A 17,309-nucleotide genomic window follows, 5' to 3' on the forward strand; every position below is an offset into this window, starting at 1 on the left:
AAAAATTACTGTTTGTATTAAAAAACATCAAAAAATATAGAAATTGTAATGATGAAGCACAAAATTACACTATTTATTATATTTATAACTTGAAACTTTTATTTTTGCCCCATGCAACAAAAAATAGTTTTAATAGGTGGTCCTGGTACGGGTAAGTCCTCTATTTTAAGAGAATTTATTAGACGTGGTTATGAATGTATGCCAGAGATTTCAAGAGAGGTTACACTTAAAGCTCAAAAAGATGGAATTGATCAGCTTTTTTTAGAGCAACCTTTATTATTTAGCCAACTACTATTGGAAGGAAGAGAGCAACAGTATATAGATGCACATCAAAGTGATGCTGAGATTATCTTTTTTGATAGAGGAATTCCTGATGTACATGCATATATGAATTATTTAGGTTCTGACTACCCCGATTTTTTTATTGAAAAAAGCAATAAATATTTATACAATAAAGTGTTTATGTGTGCCCCATGGGAGACTATTTATAAATCGGATAACGAACGTTACGAGACCTTCGAACAATCGGTGAAAATAGATGCCTTTTTAAAAGAGGCGTATGAGGAAGTAGGCTACAATATTATTGATGTTCCTTTTGGATCGGTGCATGAACGTTGTGATTTTATTTTACATTCGTTAAAACACGATGTATGATAAATTGCTACAAATATTAAAACATTATTGGGGATATACTTCTTTTAGAAAACCGCAACAAGAAATAATTACTGAAGTTTTAGCAGGAAATAATGTTGTTGCTTTACTGCCTACAGGTGGTGGAAAATCCATTTGCTTTCAAGTACCTGCATTGGCTAAAGAGGGGGTTTGCATCGTAGTTTCTCCCTTAGTTGCTTTGATGCAAGATCAAGTTACAAACCTTACTGATAAAGGTATAAAAGCAACTTTAATCCCTTCTGGAAGCACACAAGATGATATTATTACGCTTTTTGACAATATTCGGTTTGGAAATACCAAATTTGTATACATTTCTCCCGAACGATTACAATCGCATTTTATCCAAGAAAAAATTAAGCAACTAAATGTCAATTTAATAGCTATTGATGAAGCACATTGTATTTCTGAATGGGGACACGATTTTCGTCCGTCTTACCAAAACATCACTGTTTTAAAAGAGCTTCATCCCTCTAGCCCTATAATTGCTTTGACAGCTACGGCAACTCAAAAAGTAATTTCAGATATTATTTCTTCTCTTCAATTAGAAACACCTACGATTTTTAAAAAGTCTTTTTTTAGAGAGAATTTAGCCTATCAAATTTTTAAAATTGAAGACAAACTTGGTAAACTCAACCAGATTTTTACCAAAACAAAAGCTCCTTCAATTGTATATGTAAACACCCGTAGTAAAACCAAGGAAATTAGCAGCTACTTAAATGCTCATGGTTTTAAAAGTTCTTTTTACCACGGAGGTCTTTCTCCTGTAGAAAAAAAATTAGCTTTTGATCATTGGATGACAGAAAAAACACCGATTATAGTTGCTACCAACGCTTTTGGTATGGGAATAGACAAACCCAATGTTCGTGTTGTTGTTCATCTTAACTTGCCTTCTTCTATAGAAAATTATATTCAAGAAGCAGGTCGTGGCGGGCGAGATGGAACGAAGGCTTTTTCTGTAGTATTAACAAACGATAGTGATATTTCTTTAAGTAGTGAATTGCTTGAAAAAGCACTGCCAACCCTTGAAGAAATAAAAACGATTCATCAAAAACTATATCAACATTTTCAAATTGCTAAAGGAGAACTGATAGAAACAGCTTTTGATTTTAATTTTTTGGATTTTTGTAACAAGTATAATTTGATTCCAAATACAACATTCAATACTCTTCAAATACTTAACAATAACGGAATTATTGAATTAAATCATAGCTTTCAGCAAAAATCAACAGTTCAGTTTTTAGCCTCAAGCAAACAAGTTATATCGCACACAAATCAAAACTCCCAAGTTAAAAATTTTGTCCAACAAATTTTACGTATGTATGGTGGTATTTTTGAAAGCCCTGTAAAAATTGATGAATTTTACATTGCTAAAAAGCTAGGTACTACCTCTTGGTTCGTAATCGACACTTTAGAAAAGTTAGCTCAAAAAGAATTAATAGCTTACACAAAAGCTACTAATAATTCGGAGCTTTTCTTTTTACACCCAAGAGAAGATGATAAAACCATCAACCGAATTTCTATAAACATCAAACAATACATTAAACAGAAAAAACAAAAAAATAGAGATTTACTTCAGTTTATAGAAAACAATTCGGTTTGTAGAAGCGTACAACTTCTTTCCTATTTTGGTGAACACAGCTCTCTAAGCTGTGGAATCTGTGATGTTTGTTTACAAAGAAAAAATAAAGTTAATGTAAACCCAAAAGATATTCTTTCTAACTTACAAAAAGGAAAAACCTATACAGTTACTGAAATCTGCTCGCTATTAAATGAAAAAGAAGCGAACATTTTAATACTTTTGCGAGAGCTTCTTTCAGAAGAAAAAATACACACAAAAAACAATAAATACTTTTTAAAATAAATGAGAGATTTACGCATCGTTTTTATGGGAACTCCTGATTTTGCGGCTACCATTTTACAGCATTTAGTGGAGAATGATTATAATGTAGTAGGAGTTATTACTGCTCCAGATAAACCTGCTGGTAGAGGTCGTAAGCTTAATCAATCTGCTGTAAAAAAATATGCACTTTCTCAAAACTTGCCTATTCTTCAACCTACAAATTTAAAAAGTGAAGAGTTCCAAGAAAATTTAAAGAAATGGGACGCTAACTTACAAGTAGTTGTTGCTTTTAGAATGTTACCTAAATCCGTTTGGGCACTGCCAGAGTATGGTACTTTTAATTTACATGCTTCATTATTACCAGAATATCGTGGTGCTGCGCCTATTAACTGGGCAATTATAAATGGCGAAAGCAAAACAGGTGTTACTACTTTCTTTATTGATGATAAAATTGATACAGGAGAAATTATCTTACAAAGTGAAGTAACTATTAAAGAAGATGAAATTGTTGGGGAATTACACGACAAATTAATGCACTTAGGCGCTCAACTAGTTGCAGATACTTTAGATTTAATTGCTAAAGGAGAGGTTGCCACTACTAAACAACCTGAACTAGAAGAAAAATCGGCTCCAAAATTATATCCTCATAACTGTAAAATAGATTGGTCTAAACCCATAAATGATATTTACAATCATATTCGCGGATTGAATCCATATCCTGCTGCTTGGACTACCATTGTAAATGGAGAGGATGAACTTTCAGCTAAAATATACGGAGTTAGTAAAGACCCTTCTTCCCATAATCTTGAGGTTGGTACTATTGTCACCTCTAAAAAAGAGTTAAAAATAGCTGTTACAGATGGTTACTTAAATATTCATCAAATTAAAATTTCTGGTAAAAAATTAATGGATGCTCAGAGTTTGTTAAATGGTTATCAATTTGAAAAAGAAGCAAAAGTGCTGTAGCCCTTTGTTTATGCGGTTTTTACGTTTTTAACAAAAAACAATAAGTGGTTATTAACAATTTACAGCAACTTATTAACAAAAGGGTGTTTTTTTTAAGTCAAATCTTGCACAATCCCGCATTCCGTCTATATTTGTTGAGCTATTGAAGCAAAAAAATATTAATTAATTTTAAAATCTATTTAAATTATGAACAAATCAGATTTAATCGATGCGATGGCTGCTGATGCAGGAATTTCAAAAGCTGCTGCTAAAGCTGCATTAGACTCTTTAACTGATAACGTAACCAAAACTTTAAAGAAAGGTGATAAAGTTGCTTTAGTTGGATGGGGAACTTGGTCTGTTTCTAAGAGAGCTGCTAGAACTGGTAGAAACCCTCAAACAGGAAAAGAAATTAAGATTGCTGCTAAAAATGTAGTTAAGTTTAAAGCTGGTGCTGGTTTAAGCAATTCAGTAAACTAATATTTTCCACGAAACATATTACAAACAGCATTTAGGCAACTAAATGCTGTTTTTTTTTTATTTAAGTGTCACAAAAAACAAATACTGGTTGTCTATTATATAGAACTTAAAACCATTAAAAATGAAAAATATACTTACTGTTGTCGCCCTTTTATTTTGTTTTTCAACTGCTTTTGCACAAAAAACGGTCAGTGCATCAGATCTTATGAAAGATATTAAAAACGGAAAAGCAATAGAAATTTCTAACGCCACAATTAAGGGTTCCTTAGACTTTACTTTTATGGATGAAGCCTTACCTAAATTACCAAAAAGAAAAAGTTGGTGGAATAACGGAGGATCTAATACTATTGAAAAACAAATTACCAATAAAATTTCTTTTGTAAACTGTGTTTTTGATGATGATGTATTAGCTTACATTCCTCACGAAAAAAGTGGCTATACTTTTGTAGCTAATTTTGAAGATATCGTAGTATTTAAAGACTGTACTTTTAAACAAAAAGCAATGTTTAAATATTCAGACTTTGAAAGAAACACAAACTTTTCTAATACCAAGTTTAAAGGAGACTCTACTTTTAAATATGCTAAATTTAACAGAGACATTACTTTTGAAAACACTTCTTTTGAAGAACCAGCTACATTTAAATATGCAGATTTTAACCGTTTTGTAAGTTTTAAAAACGCTGCTTTTAAAGAAAGTGCTATTTTTAAATACACTGAATTTAAAGACGGAGTATCATTTAGAAATGTAAAATTTGAAGAAGACTTAAATATTAAATATACCAAAGTATCAGGAGAGTTTGACATTACAGGAATGGAAGTCGCTTTTGATATAGATTCTAAATACACTAAAATAAACGGGAAAAGTTTTAATAAGTATTTAATGAAAAAGTAAACTCTATACGCCCCATAAAGAGGCTAAAATACACTTAGCTTAAAAACAAAAAACTCGTGATGAATATTACGAGTTTTTTTGTTTAAAAAACTTAAGTTGACACTCTTATTGGTAATTTATAGCAACTTGATTTACTAGCGCTTTATCTTCAAACTTACGATTATCAAAAAAACATTAAAAAATAAGGATGCATCTGAAAAATGAAATAACTAAAAACGAACTTTAATACTATACCTAAGTATGGTATTGAACGAGAGTATTTTAGAACTGTAAACTCCTTCATATACAAGATATTTATCATTTATTTTACTTGATATATCAAATAAAATAATATATTTACTTGATATATCAAGTAAAAATGACATTTAATACTCCAACAACAACCGTACTCTACTCTATAGAGGAAACCATAAAAGCATATCGTAAACTAAGTCAATATAATATTTCACAGGTCGTTCCTGATATTACTGTAGACCAAGCCTTAATTTTATTGTTATTAGAAAATAATAATACAACTCAAACAGAAATTGCCGATTTAGTTTTTAAAGACTATGCTTCTATGACACGTATAGTGAAACTAATGATATCTAAAAACTATTTAATTAAAACAACAGATAGAAAAGACAAGCGAAAGGCTAAGTTAGAAATTACAGATGAAGGAAAGGAAATTATAAAAAAACTAAGTCCGATAATACAAAAAAACAGACAAACTGCCTTAAATAATGTGTCCAACGAAGAGTTAGAACAATTATACAAAATTTTAAAAAAAATAACTAAAAATTGCAATTCTTAAAATGAAGAGATTAGCCTACTTACTTGTACTTATAATAACTTTTTCTTGTACTAATAAAAAACCTACTACTTTTAAAAGTCCAAAAATAACTCAAATTGCTAACTATGTAGATTCTTTAGATGGATTTAGTGGAGCAGTTTTAATTGCTAAAAATGATAGCACCCTATTCAAAAAAGCTTATGGATATGCTCATTTAGGTCATAAAGTTAAAAATAGAACAAACACAAAATTCAATCAAGGTTCTATTGGTAAGTCATTTACTGCTGTAGCCATATTACAGTTAATACAAAAAGGAAAACTATCACTTCAAGATAATATCGGAAAGTTTATTCCAAATTACCCTAATAAAACTGTTAGAGATTCTGTAACAATAGCTCACCTTTTAACCCATACAAGTGGAATCCCTCATTTTTTTGCCAGAGAATCCTTTATAAGAAGGTCTAAAGATTTATTTAGACATACAAATGACTTTAGTTCTCTGTATGAAAATGAACCAATGGAGTCCAAGCCAGGTGAAACATTCTCCTACCGTAATACCAATTATTTAATACTAGGTAGGATTATTGAAGCTATATCTGGTATAGAATATAATGACTACTTAGAAAAAAATATTTACTCTGTCGCTTCCATGAAAAATACTGGAAACTATGATTTAGACCACCCTATTAATAATGCTGCCGAAGGTTATACTGTTTCAGATATTTATCCAAATAAATTAAAAATAAACTTTCACACATACCCTGTAAGAGGTGGTGCTCATGGGGGCGGATATACCACCTTAGATGATTTGTATAAGTTTTCTAATGCTTTGAAAGACTTTAAACTACTTAATAAAAAACACACTAAACTATTCACTACTCCTTTAAATAAAAACAGTCATTATGGTTATGGAATGCAATTTCCAACCCCAAAAGAAGGTAATATATATGGTCATAGTGGAGGACATTATGGGGTAGGTAGCGAATGGCGAGTTTATAAACAAGAAGGATATACTGTAATAATTCTTACAAATAAAGATGCTGATAAAGGCTTTTTAGATGTACGCTATTTTATAGAAAAAACTATTTCTGGAAATACTCCCAAACTAGACAATTACTTTTTTACCAAAAAAGTAATTAAAACTTGCCTAACTAAAAACTTAGAAGAAGCAACGTCTTTAGTTAGAAAATCAAAATTTAAAATTTCTGAAATTGACTTAAATACCAAAGGTTATGATATGATTAAAAGAGGTTTTTATAAAAAAGCTATCGATTTATTTACCCTTGAAATGCTTTACTTTCCTGAATCCTATAACGCCTATGATTCTTTAGGAGAAGCCTATATGAAGGACGGACAAATAAGAAAAGCTATAAAAAATTATCAAAAAAGTTTAGAAATAAACCCTGAGAATTTAAATGGAAAGGAGAAGTTACGCGAATTATTGGCTATGAATAATTAGCACTAACAAAAACTCCGCCTTTCAGCGGAGTTTTATTTTTATTCTTCTTCATCGTTAAATGAAGAGTTCTTCTTTGCTTTCTTACTTCCTTCGTAGAGTTCATATTTTACAAAGCGACAGTCTAAATCTGCATTTTTAAGCGGTATTCTTTTCGACGTTCGTAAACCGACATGTTTTAAAGCTTGGATATCCGACGTAATTAACCACGCAGTTGAATTCGGATAGTTATTCTTTAAGGTATCCCCAATTTTTGTGTAAAACTCTTCTACATCGATATTTAAACGCTCTCCATAAGGCGGATTGAACAAAATAGTTGTTTTACCAAACACTTCTTTTTTTGAGTTGAAGAAGTTTACGTGATGTACACCTATAAACTCATCTAAATTCGCATTGATAATATTTTGTTGTGCTTTTCTAACTGCCGATGGAGCCTTATCAAATCCCATAATTTTAAAATGAGAACTTCGTATTTTTTTTAATAACGAATCTTGAATAACAAAGTATAAATCTTCATCATAATCCTTCCAGTTTTCAAAAGCAAAATGCTTACGGTTGATATTTGCAGGAATTTGATTGGCAATCATTGCTGCTTCAATTAAAATAGTACCTGAACCACACATCGGGTCGATAAAATTCTCTTCTCCTTTATATCCTGAAAGCAAAATTAATCCTGCTGCCAATACCTCATTAATCGGTGCTATGTTTGTTGCACTTCGATACCCACGCTTGTGTAATGATTCGCCAGAAGAATCTAACGAAATAGTTAGCCACTCTTTATGAATGTGCACATGGACTCTTACATCTGGGTATTTTAAATCTACATTCGGACGTTTTTCATACTTATGCATAAAATAATCGGCAATAGCATCCTTCGATTTTAAGCTAATATAATGTGAATTTGAAGTAAAGTTCTTTGAGTTTACTACCGAACCAATTGCAAATGTACCATCAACATCTAAAAAACGTTCCCATTTTACGCGTTGAATTGCTTCGTATAAATCTTCTTCATCAAAAATTTTACTGCGTTTAATCGGTTTTAAAATACGAATAGCCGTACGCAAAGCTATATTGGCTTTATACATAAAGCCCTTATCACCTCTAAAAGCAACACTCCTTACTCCTTCTTTCACTTCCATTGCTCCTAGCAGTCGTAACTCATCTGCTAAAACTCCTTCTAAACCTGCCATGGTTATGGCGGTCATCTTAAAATCTTTTTCCATGTAACTGTAAAATTTCACTGCAAAAGTACAGCTAATTTTGGGTTGTTGTGAATCTTTTCTACTTTGAATATAAAAAACGTAAGTTTTGCGTATTTTTGCAGACCTTTATAGTTATGAATACAACAACAGATTGGTTTACTTCGTGGTTTAATACACCATACTATCATATTTTATACAAGCATAGAAACGATGCAGATGCACAATTTTTTATGCGTAATATCACTTCTTTTTTACAACTTCCTAAATTGAGTCGTATTGCTGATTTACCTTGCGGAAAAGGGCGTCATGCGGTGTACTTAAACTCGTTAGGCTATGACGTTGTGGGAGGTGATTTAAGCGAAAACAGCATTGAACATGCCAAACAGTTTGAGAATGACACGCTTCGTTTTGAAGTTTGGGATATGCGAAAGCCTATTGAAAGCAAATACGATGCTATTTTTAACCTTTTTACCAGTTTTGGTTATTTTGAAGATGATAATGAAGATATTCTTGTTTTAAAAAGTATTCAAAACGGATTAAAAGAAAATGGTGTCTTTGTTTTGGATTTTTTAAATGTTGAAAAAGTAAAAAATACACTTGTAAAAGAAGAAATAAAAACTATTGATGGCATTGAATTCAATATTCAAAAAGAAATTAAGGATGGGTTTATCTTAAAACATATTTCTTTTACTGCTGAAGGAAAATCACACTCGTATACAGAACGTGTAAAGTTTCTAACTTTAGAAAAACTACAATCGTATTTTGATCGTGTTGGCCTACAAGTAACACATGTTTTTGGCAATTACAATCTTAATGAATTTAATTCACAATCTTCTGACCGCTTAATTATTGTTGCTAAATGAGTTACTTATTACTAATTATTTCTGTTTTAGTAGGTGTTTTATTTGTTTTTACACTAAAACCTAGTACTACCTTCGTTCGTTTATTATTAGCCTTTAGTGGTGCTTATTTGCTCTCGGTAATCATCTTACATTTAGTACCCGAAGTATATCATCATACCGACAACACCAAGTCTGTGGGAATTTTAATTTTGGTAGGAATCATTATTCAATCAGTTTTAGAATCGTTCTCAAAAGGAGCTGAACACGGGCATATACATTTGCATTCTGATTCGTCTAAATTTCCTTGGTTACTTTTTGTTAGTTTGTGTATTCATGCTTTTTCGGAAGGCTTACCAATTCATCATGCAGGTGATAATTTATTATGGGCAATTATTGTACATAAAATTCCAATTGCAATCGTTTTAACTACCTTTTTGCTACATGCAAAGTATTCGAAAAAAACAATCTTTTTCTTTTTAACGGTATTTGCATTCATGAGTCCCTTCGGAATTTTAGTGTCTAACAAAGTTCCTTTAATAGCACAATATCATACAGAAATTACTGCTTTAATCGTTGGAGTATTTTTACATATTTCAACCATTATTCTCTTTGAAAGTACTGAAAATCACAAATTCAACTACAAAAAATTTGTAGCGATTGTTTTGGGAGTTTTATTGACTGTTTTTACGTTATAATTTGTTTTTCTATCTTTAGAAAACTAAAATTACCTACTTGTAGGTAAGTGTCATGTTGTAACTTTTTCTGAAATTTGAAGAAGTACTAACTAACAAAATTTTATTATGAAAAACAATGTGCTTTTAATTACCCTAATAACCATCTTTTTCTTTTCCTGTGAAGAGACTCCTAAAAAAAAAGTTACAGCCCCTCTTCTCCTAACAACTTATTCTAAAAAGAAGAAACCTCGAAAAATAAAAGCCAAAGAGAAGAAAATATACAAACGTCAACTAGAAATAGTAACTGGTAGTCGAGATTTTAGTTATTTCGATAAAGATACACGAGACTCAATTGTTTTAAGAATTCCTGTAGCCAATGACAATTTTAAATTTTATAATATTTACAATATAACCAACGGAAATAATAAAGGAATTCTTGTTATTATTTCTGACAATTCAAAAAATGAGGTTTGTGAAATTAGCGAAAAAACACATATACTAGACACTCTGGTATTTGCTCATAAACTGAAACACTATAGAACGAATTTACCTCTTACTTTAAAAATGAAAGATTCTTTACAAACTTTTGTTTTTAACGATTATCTTCCTAATTTTCTCAAAGACTCTTTAAAATACATCAATCGACATCATGCTGTACTAGAAAGGGTTGGAGATTGGACTTGGAGTTGTGAAAATTCTTTTTTTCAAGAGTATTTTAATATAGATGACAAACAACCTAAAGAAAGTGGAGGCGGAGTTATTGTTTCTTTTCCTTAATAATGAATTTTATAAATACATATATACTTATAGGATTTATACTAATAATTAGTATAAATCCTTTCTTATCAAACCCGATATTTTCTCAAGAAAAAGAGAAGCGCTCTGCCTATTCTTTTTTTAATCAAGGGCTAAACTATAGTTACCAAAACAAAGCTGACTTAGCTTATATGAGCTTTATAAAAGCCCTTAAAATATATGAAGCAAGACAATTGAAAGACAGTGTAGCTGAATGTAACTTAAAGCTATTTTATATCATTGACTCTCAAAAAAACAACTCAGAAAACCCTTTACCCTATCTCATAAAATACAAAAATTACGCAGAAGAATCAAATGATACTATCAGACAAATTATTTCTAATGCCTACCTTGCTTCTTATTATTTTTTAAAAGATTTTAAAAAATCTGAAAAATTTTACAAAAAAGGATTAAAACAATCCTTACTAATTAACAACGAATTATTTCAAGCAAATTTTTACACCAATTTAGGAGCACTCTACAATGAATACGATACGATATTAGATATTAATAACCATAAAAAAGCTATAAACATATATCACAAATTAAACATGGATGGTAAGTTATTTTCTTCTTACTTAAATATTGCTGAGCATTATCGTTTAAAGAAATCTTATAAAAAAGCTATTGAGTATCTTAAAAAAGCAGAAACAGTTAAGATTGAACACTACAATAAAAAATTATTGAAAAAACTATATGAACGTTTGGCTTTAAATTATCAATCTAATAAGGAATATAAACTTGCAAACAACTACTTTATAAAGTTTGATTCTATCAAAGAACTTTTAAATAATAGTAAGCAAAATACTGAAATTTCAAGAATCAAAGAACAATATGATAATGAAAAATTAAAGGCTGAAAACCTTATTAGTGAATCAAAAAGAAAACAAAATCGCAATTTATTTATAGCTGCACTTTCTCTTCTTTGCTTTGGAGGAATTATTGGATTATTGACCTTAAAAAATTCCCACAAAAAACGCTTGTTAGCAGAACAACAACAAGAGTTAGAACAACAAAAAAACCTAACTTTATTAAAAGAGCAAGAAATCAATACGATCAATGCAATGATTGACGGTCAAGAGAAAGAACGCATTCGTATTGCCGAAGACTTACATGACAATATTGGCAGTGTTTTAGCTACTTTAAAATTGCATTTTGAAAACCTACAACTCAACCGAGAAAAAAAACACTTTAATCAAGAAGAATTGTATGAAAAGACAGAGAAACTCATAGACGAAACCTATTTAAAGGTTCGAAATATTGCCCATGCTAAAAATGCAGGGGTTCTCGCTAATAAAGGACTGTTAACAGCTATTAAGCTCATGGCTGAAAAAATATCGGATGCTAATAAAATTACTATACAGGTACTCGATTTCGGATTGAATAAAAGATTAGACAACAATATAGAGATTACGGTTTTTAGAATTATTCAGGAGCTTATTACCAATATTATCAAACATGCTGAAGCAACTGAAGCAACTGTAAATATTGCTTTATACGACCAAAATTTAAATATCATTGTAGAAGACAATGGAAAAGGATTTGTCCCTTCTAATAACGCAGGAGAGAAAGACGGAATGGGAATCACCTCTATACAAACAAGAGTAAACCATTTAAAAGGGACCTTTACTATTGATTCTACTCCAAATAAAGGCACTTCTATTATCATCAACATCCCCACACTATAATACCTACAATTAGTTAGTTTTTGTAAAAACTCATTTAGTATATTTGATCAAATGCTTACAACATGATAACAATCGCCATGGCCGAAGATCATCAAATGTTGATTGATGGTGTTACGTCTTTTTTTGAATACGATGAAGATATCAACATCATTGGTACGGTAAACAATGGAGAAGAGTTGATAAAACTAGTTCGTCTAAAGCAACCTAGATTGGTTATTACAGATATTCGCATGCCTAAAATGGATGGTATTGAAGCTACCAAACAAATTAAGTTAGAATTTCCACACATAAAAGTATTAGCTTTAACGATGTTCGATCAACCTGATGCGATTAAACAGATGTTAGATGCTGGCGCTTCTGGGTATTTATTGAAAAATTCAGGTATTAAAATGCTATCAAAAGCCATAACTTCTATTGTAAAAGGCAACACTTTTTTTGATCCCAACGTAGCTTTAAACTTTATGAATGATTACATACATGAAAATATCACTGTTGGCAAACCCGAAAAAATTATACTATCCAATAGAGAAAAAGAAATTTTACAACTTATAGCCAACGGTAGTACTTCAAAAGAAATTGCTGAAACCCTATTTATTGCCAAAACAACAGTAGATACCCATCGAAAAAACATGATTCGCAAATTGAATTTATCTAGTGGTAATGAGCTGATAAAATATGCTATAGAAAGAAAGTATAATTTTTAGCTTTTATATTTTAAAAACACCTACATATAGGGATACTATTGATTCTTTTTCCTCATTAGTTTTGAATAAAATAATTATTAATTTAAACAAAATCACATGGGAGTATTAAATAAATATACAAGAGAGATTCATAGAGAACTTGGCTACTTTGCAGGCTGGATACCTGGTACTGAAATTGAATTAGGAGATGTGGGGTATGTCAAAGGAAAACTATTTATTAGAAAATCAAATCTTAAACAACTAGGAATTGATTTCGAAATGCGCAAAGATGAAGACCCGGTAAATCTTTCACATGCTTCAAAAGGTGAAGTTGAAATTACCCTAAAAGGATCAGGGGTTTCTCCTATTACTGGTAGTACTTTAACTACTTTAGAAGCTGGTTTTTGTGTAAAAATGGAAAAGGAAAACTCCATATTACTTCAAGCAAATAATGTTTTTAATCATTCTATTGAAGATCAATTAGGCTTAGGGCAAGAAATTATGAGAAGATATAGATCTAGCAATCCTAGTGAGCGCTGGGATAAAGACTTAGTGGTTGTTACTGAAATTGCACAAGCAGACACATGTACTATCTTAATTTCTAAAAGCAAAAATAACACAGTAGACATTACCGCTAAAGGAGAACTTTCTGCCTCTGAATTAGATATTGCTAAAGCCGATTTAGGCTTGAGTATTAAGAATAGTAAAAATTTAGAAACACAAATTTTAGGAAAAGAAGGAATAGTACCTATGTTTCGTTTATCTAAAGTAAAAACTAAACTTTTTAAAAAGGTATTTGACAACTACAAAGTAAAAAGTGCAACTCCTTTTTACAAAAGTCAAGAGCAACTGAACAACGATATCGAGTCCTATACTGTTTTTGAAGAAATTTATGATGAAGATTAATTTTTTAAGAGCACTATGAGTTGAACTTATAGTGCTCTTTTAGTTTTACTCTTCCCTATGTACCAACTCCATCGAAAAAGCAGGTAAACAAACCGCCAAATACTCACAAGGTTCTGTAAATGGATTGGCATACTGAATACGTGTGTGTTTTTCTATCTTTATAGATTGCCCCGCTTCTAACACCACAATTTCCCCCTCAATATTGAATTGTTTTTTCCCTTTTATTATATAAGTATACTCTTCAAATTCTGGTGTTTGAAATGGCTCACTCCATCCAGGAGGTGCTATCATATGTGCAATACTTACTTTCGAATTTCCATCAGTAGCATTTCCAAAGTGTTCCTCAATTAATTTTCCATCTGTAGTTGGTACTACAAACGGACTTTTTTGAATGGTATATTTTTTACTCATTTTTTTCTTACTTTTTTCCGCTTTTTAAAGCTGTAATTCTTTTACGAACTTACTTAATTTTTCTCATATCTTGCTAGCAAGAGTATGAAGAGGGCTACTATTCAACATGTTGAAAATAAAAAAGAGCACCCAAAATGGATGCTCAATCTTTTCCATGTGCAGTTACAAGCCCCCCGGCAATATACTGCACACTTCGGTTAGTGATTATAAACACAAATTTAAAAAAATTATTTTGTTTTTGAATAACAATTAGTATCCGAAAACCTTCTTTTTAATGCCCTATTTTTCTTTTTCAGCTTCCCAAATTGGTTTGAGATTTCTTTTTGCTCCTTTAAACTTATTGGGCATGTTTTTAAAAGGAGTAACAACAAAAGTAAAGCTGTTATCGGCACTAAATCGCCAATAATTTCCTTTTAATGCTCCATCTTCTGTTTCAACATTCCAATCAGGAATATTAATTAAAGAGAACTCTTTTGCTTCTTTATTAAAATCTAACGCAAAATCTCTTAATACATTTTCAGAAGGATACTTCAGTGTAATTTTTGCGTTTAAATCCCCTTTATCAGTAACATAAAAAGTACATGATTTTGATGGATAGGTTTCTATTTCTTTCCTCCAGTTTCTTGCTACCACTTTTTTTAGTTCTGAACTAACATGCATACTATCTGCTTCATTCGCTATAAGTGCAAATATGTTTTCTTGAACTATGGTTATTGTTTGCTTATTTGGGTTTATGGTAACTGTTGTTTTCTCCGCTCCTATTCTACTGTTTTCTCCAAAGAAAACTCCCAATACAAAAAATGCTATTTTTATTACTTCCATCTTTTAAAAATTACATAGCTATTATTAATTAAAAAGCCGAAACATCTGTTTCGGCTTCGAATATTTTAGTTAAACCAAATGGTAAATGATTTAATTTTGGCTAAATCTGGGATTTGCTCTTTGGTTACTTTTTGAGTACTGAATTCTTTCAGCCCTAAATCTTCGTTATCAATGGTTATAGTTGCATTCAAATCATCAATAAATAAAGTAGCTGATGAAAATGATGACTCTACCTTACTTACTTTAGTATTGGCATTAATTTCTTGAAAAGTAGATTTTATATTTACTCCTGATTTTGTTTTAAAACGATCATCAAAAATCTCTATACTTTTAATAGTTGATGTAGAATCTAACTGTTCTTTTGGTGTAATTGTTAACAAGTGCTTTCCTCCTTTTTCATAGACCAAGTACTTATCGTCTTCCTGAAAAAGATTTTCGCCCTTAGCTCCTTCACTTAATACTTTTACTACTGAATCTTGCTTAAATACGTTTTCTATTTCATTAACAGTTGTTTTAGTAGTTAATTTTCCTACTTTTCCTTTAGCAATATCAAACTTACTATTACCACACTGGATAAATAGCACTGATATTACTGCAATAACTAAGGGTTTCATAAATGTTCTCATGTGTCTTCTTTTATATTTAAAACGTCTATTTCTTATTTTATTACTTTTTTTAAGATTCCAAAAGCTGCCCTAATAAAGGTAGCACTTGTTAATACCTTTACTACAGGATTCATACGAGTACTTCTACTACGTGTTGATGAACTTTTTCTTGTTTTTTCTTCTTCCTTTTTACGTGCTTCTTCAGTTTTCTTTTCGTTTATTTTTTCAATCTTCTCGTTTAGCATTTCGTAAGCACTCTCCCTATCAATAGTATCGTTGTATTTAGAAATTAATCTCGAATTATCTAAAACCTGTTTAAGTTCCTTTTCTGTTAACACATCCATTCTACTCATAGGCGCACGCAACATGGTTCGGGCTAACGGAGTTGGAATTCCTTTTTCATTTAAAACTGAAATTAGGGCTTCTCCTATCCCCAACTGAGTTAATACTTCTTTGGTGTCGTAATATTCAGAATCTGGATAGTTTTCAGCGGCTAATTTAATTGCTTTTCTATCTTTTGCTGTAAATGCACGTAAGGCATGTTGAATCTTCATTCCTAATTGTGCTAATACATCTTCAGGAACATCTTTCGGATTTTGTGTTACAAAATACAATCCTATTCCTTTTGAACGAATTAACTTTACAATACTCTCTATTTGACTTAATAACGCTTTGGAAGCTTCATCAAACACCAAATGGGCTTCGTCTATAAAAATTACCAATTCTGGTCGACCACTATCTCCTTGCTCTGGGAATGTTTCGTATACCTCAGCTAGTAATTGTAGCATAAAGGTGGAAAACAGTTTTGGTCTGTCTTGAATATCGGTTAAACGTAATACAGAAATTACGCCACGTCCGTTTTCATCAATACGGGTTAAATCGTCAACATCAAATGATTTTTCTCCAAAAAATAAGTCCCCTCCTTGTTGCTCTATTTCTATAATTTTTCTAAGTATTGCTCCTGTACTAGCCGTAGAAATTCGTCCGTATTCTTCTTGAACCTCCTCTTTTCCTTCATGAGTTATATATTGAAGAATTTTCTTAAAATCTTTTAAGTCTAATAATGGTAATTGGTTGTCATCACAGTACTTAAAAATAATCGCTACAATACCTGATTGTGTTTCAGTTAAATCTAAAATACGCGATAATAAGACAGGCCCGAATTCAGAAACGGTAGCTCGTAAGCGTACTCCGTCTTGTTCTGAGATAGATAAAATTTCTATGGGAAATTTTGTTGGTGTAAAGGGTAATCCAATTTTTTCGTGACGTTCATCAATCTTAGCATGTCCAGGGCTTGGTTGTGCTAATCCACTTAAATCTCCTTTTACATCCATTAACAATACAGGAATTCCTTTTTCTGACATATTTTCTGCCAGCACTTGTAAGGTTTTTGTTTTTCCTGTCCCTGTTGCACCTGCTATTAATCCGTGTCGGTTTAATGTTTTTAAAGGGATATTTACATGAGCATTTGTTACTGTTTCTTCCCCTAACATTCCTGCTCCTAGCGTAATAAACTCTCCTTTTGTTGTATAGCCTTCTTTGATGTAATTGAAAAACGCTGAAGTATTACTCATTATTTTTGACCTTTTTTTGTGATAAAAACACGTAAAAGTAACAAAAATCA

The 17,309-nt window shown here is 31.1% G+C and carries 18 protein-coding genes; 13 read left to right on the top strand and 5 right to left on the bottom strand.

Translation table 11 applies throughout. From position 1 onward, the window contains the following. Positions 1–111: 111 nt before the first annotated feature. The 7 genes from ACN0WY_RS13420 (at position 112) to ACN0WY_RS13450 (ending at position 7,060) form a co-directional block, all read left to right on the top strand. Positions 112–654, top strand: coding sequence for an AAA family ATPase (locus ACN0WY_RS13420; protein ID WP_417800685.1), 543 nt, complete (start codon positions 112–114; stop codon positions 652–654). Next, positions 647–2,533: a RecQ family ATP-dependent DNA helicase gene (locus ACN0WY_RS13425; RefSeq protein WP_417800686.1), complete on the top strand. Its 1,887-nt coding sequence runs from the start codon at positions 647–649 to the stop codon at positions 2,531–2,533. The genes ACN0WY_RS13420 and ACN0WY_RS13425 overlap by 8 nt, the downstream gene beginning before the upstream one ends. Next, on the top strand, positions 2,534–3,478 hold the full coding sequence (gene fmt / locus ACN0WY_RS13430) for a methionyl-tRNA formyltransferase (protein WP_417800687.1): 945 nt from the start codon (positions 2,534–2,536) through the stop codon (positions 3,476–3,478). It abuts the gene before it with no gap. 186 nt (positions 3,479–3,664) lie between these two features. Beyond that, positions 3,665–3,937, top strand: coding sequence for an HU family DNA-binding protein (locus ACN0WY_RS13435; protein ID WP_099216100.1), 273 nt, complete (start codon positions 3,665–3,667; stop codon positions 3,935–3,937). 121 nt (positions 3,938–4,058) lie between these two features. Then, positions 4,059–4,829 (top strand): pentapeptide repeat-containing protein, encoded by a 771-nt coding sequence (locus tag ACN0WY_RS13440; RefSeq protein ID WP_417800688.1) that lies wholly within the window; start codon positions 4,059–4,061, stop codon positions 4,827–4,829. A gap of 358 nt (positions 4,830–5,187) precedes the next feature. After that, on the top strand, positions 5,188–5,622 hold the full coding sequence (locus ACN0WY_RS13445; RefSeq protein ID WP_417800689.1) for a MarR family winged helix-turn-helix transcriptional regulator: 435 nt from the start codon (positions 5,188–5,190) through the stop codon (positions 5,620–5,622). Between the two features lies 1 nt (position 5,623). After that, on the top strand, positions 5,624–7,060 hold the full coding sequence (locus ACN0WY_RS13450) for a serine hydrolase (RefSeq protein WP_417800690.1): 1,437 nt from the start codon (positions 5,624–5,626) through the stop codon (positions 7,058–7,060). 38 nt (positions 7,061–7,098) lie between these two features. Here the strand turns inward: ACN0WY_RS13450 and ACN0WY_RS13455 are convergent, their stop codons facing one another. Next, a complete protein-coding gene (locus ACN0WY_RS13455; protein WP_417800691.1) occupies positions 7,099–8,280 on the bottom strand; it encodes a THUMP domain-containing class I SAM-dependent RNA methyltransferase in 1,182 nt (393 codons plus the stop codon). A gap of 113 nt (positions 8,281–8,393) precedes the next feature. Between ACN0WY_RS13455 and ACN0WY_RS13460 the strand changes: the two genes are divergently transcribed. The 6 genes from ACN0WY_RS13460 to ACN0WY_RS13485 all read left to right on the top strand — a co-directional run bounded on the left by ACN0WY_RS13460 (position 8,394) and on the right by ACN0WY_RS13485 (position 13,847). Then, positions 8,394–9,122 carry a class I SAM-dependent methyltransferase gene (locus ACN0WY_RS13460; RefSeq protein WP_330488076.1) on the top strand — a complete coding sequence of 243 codons (729 nt, stop codon included), beginning with the start codon at positions 8,394–8,396 and terminating at the stop codon, positions 9,120–9,122. Next, a complete protein-coding gene (locus ACN0WY_RS13465) occupies positions 9,119–9,796 on the top strand; it encodes a ZIP family metal transporter (RefSeq protein ID WP_417800692.1) in 678 nt (225 codons plus the stop codon). Before ACN0WY_RS13460 ends, ACN0WY_RS13465 begins: the two co-directional genes overlap by 4 nt. 105 nt (positions 9,797–9,901) lie before the next feature. After that, entirely contained in the window at positions 9,902–10,552 is a 651-nt protein-coding gene (locus ACN0WY_RS13470; RefSeq protein ID WP_417800693.1) for a hypothetical protein, read from the top strand. 2 nt (positions 10,553–10,554) lie between these two features. Then, on the top strand, positions 10,555–12,258 hold the full coding sequence (locus ACN0WY_RS13475) for an ATP-binding protein (RefSeq protein ID WP_417800694.1): 1,704 nt from the start codon (positions 10,555–10,557) through the stop codon (positions 12,256–12,258). Positions 12,259–12,320: 62 nt separating this feature from the next. After that, positions 12,321–12,962, top strand: a complete 642-nt coding sequence (locus ACN0WY_RS13480) for a response regulator (protein ID WP_417800695.1) — start codon at positions 12,321–12,323, stop codon at positions 12,960–12,962. A gap of 96 nt (positions 12,963–13,058) precedes the next feature. Next, complete coding sequence (locus ACN0WY_RS13485) at positions 13,059–13,847, top strand: hypothetical protein (protein ID WP_330488081.1); 789 nt, start codon at positions 13,059–13,061, stop codon at positions 13,845–13,847. Positions 13,848–13,892: 45 nt separating this feature from the next. Here ACN0WY_RS13485 and ACN0WY_RS13490 read toward each other — a convergent pair whose 3' ends face one another. The 4 genes from ACN0WY_RS13490 to ACN0WY_RS13505 all read right to left on the bottom strand — a co-directional run bounded on the left by ACN0WY_RS13490 (position 13,893) and on the right by ACN0WY_RS13505 (position 17,259). Continuing rightward, positions 13,893–14,258: a cupin domain-containing protein gene (locus ACN0WY_RS13490; protein WP_330488082.1), complete on the bottom strand. Its 366-nt coding sequence runs from the start codon at positions 14,256–14,258 to the stop codon at positions 13,893–13,895. 279 nt (positions 14,259–14,537) lie between these two features. After that, positions 14,538–15,080, bottom strand: coding sequence for a hypothetical protein (locus tag ACN0WY_RS13495; RefSeq protein ID WP_417800696.1), 543 nt, complete (start codon positions 15,078–15,080; stop codon positions 14,538–14,540). Between the two features lie 65 nt (positions 15,081–15,145). Then, positions 15,146–15,706, bottom strand: a complete 561-nt coding sequence (locus ACN0WY_RS13500) for a hypothetical protein (protein ID WP_417800697.1) — start codon at positions 15,704–15,706, stop codon at positions 15,146–15,148. A gap of 32 nt (positions 15,707–15,738) precedes the next feature. Continuing rightward, the gene (locus tag ACN0WY_RS13505; protein WP_417800698.1) at positions 15,739–17,259 is read right to left on the bottom strand and encodes a helicase HerA-like domain-containing protein; all 1,521 of its coding nucleotides are present in this window, start codon (positions 17,257–17,259) and stop codon (positions 15,739–15,741) included. Between the last annotated feature and the right edge of the window lie 50 nt (positions 17,260–17,309).

The sequence above is a fragment of the Tenacibaculum sp. genome, from assembly GCF_048269885.1.
Classification (GTDB): Bacteria; Bacteroidota; Bacteroidia; order Flavobacteriales; family Flavobacteriaceae; genus Polaribacter.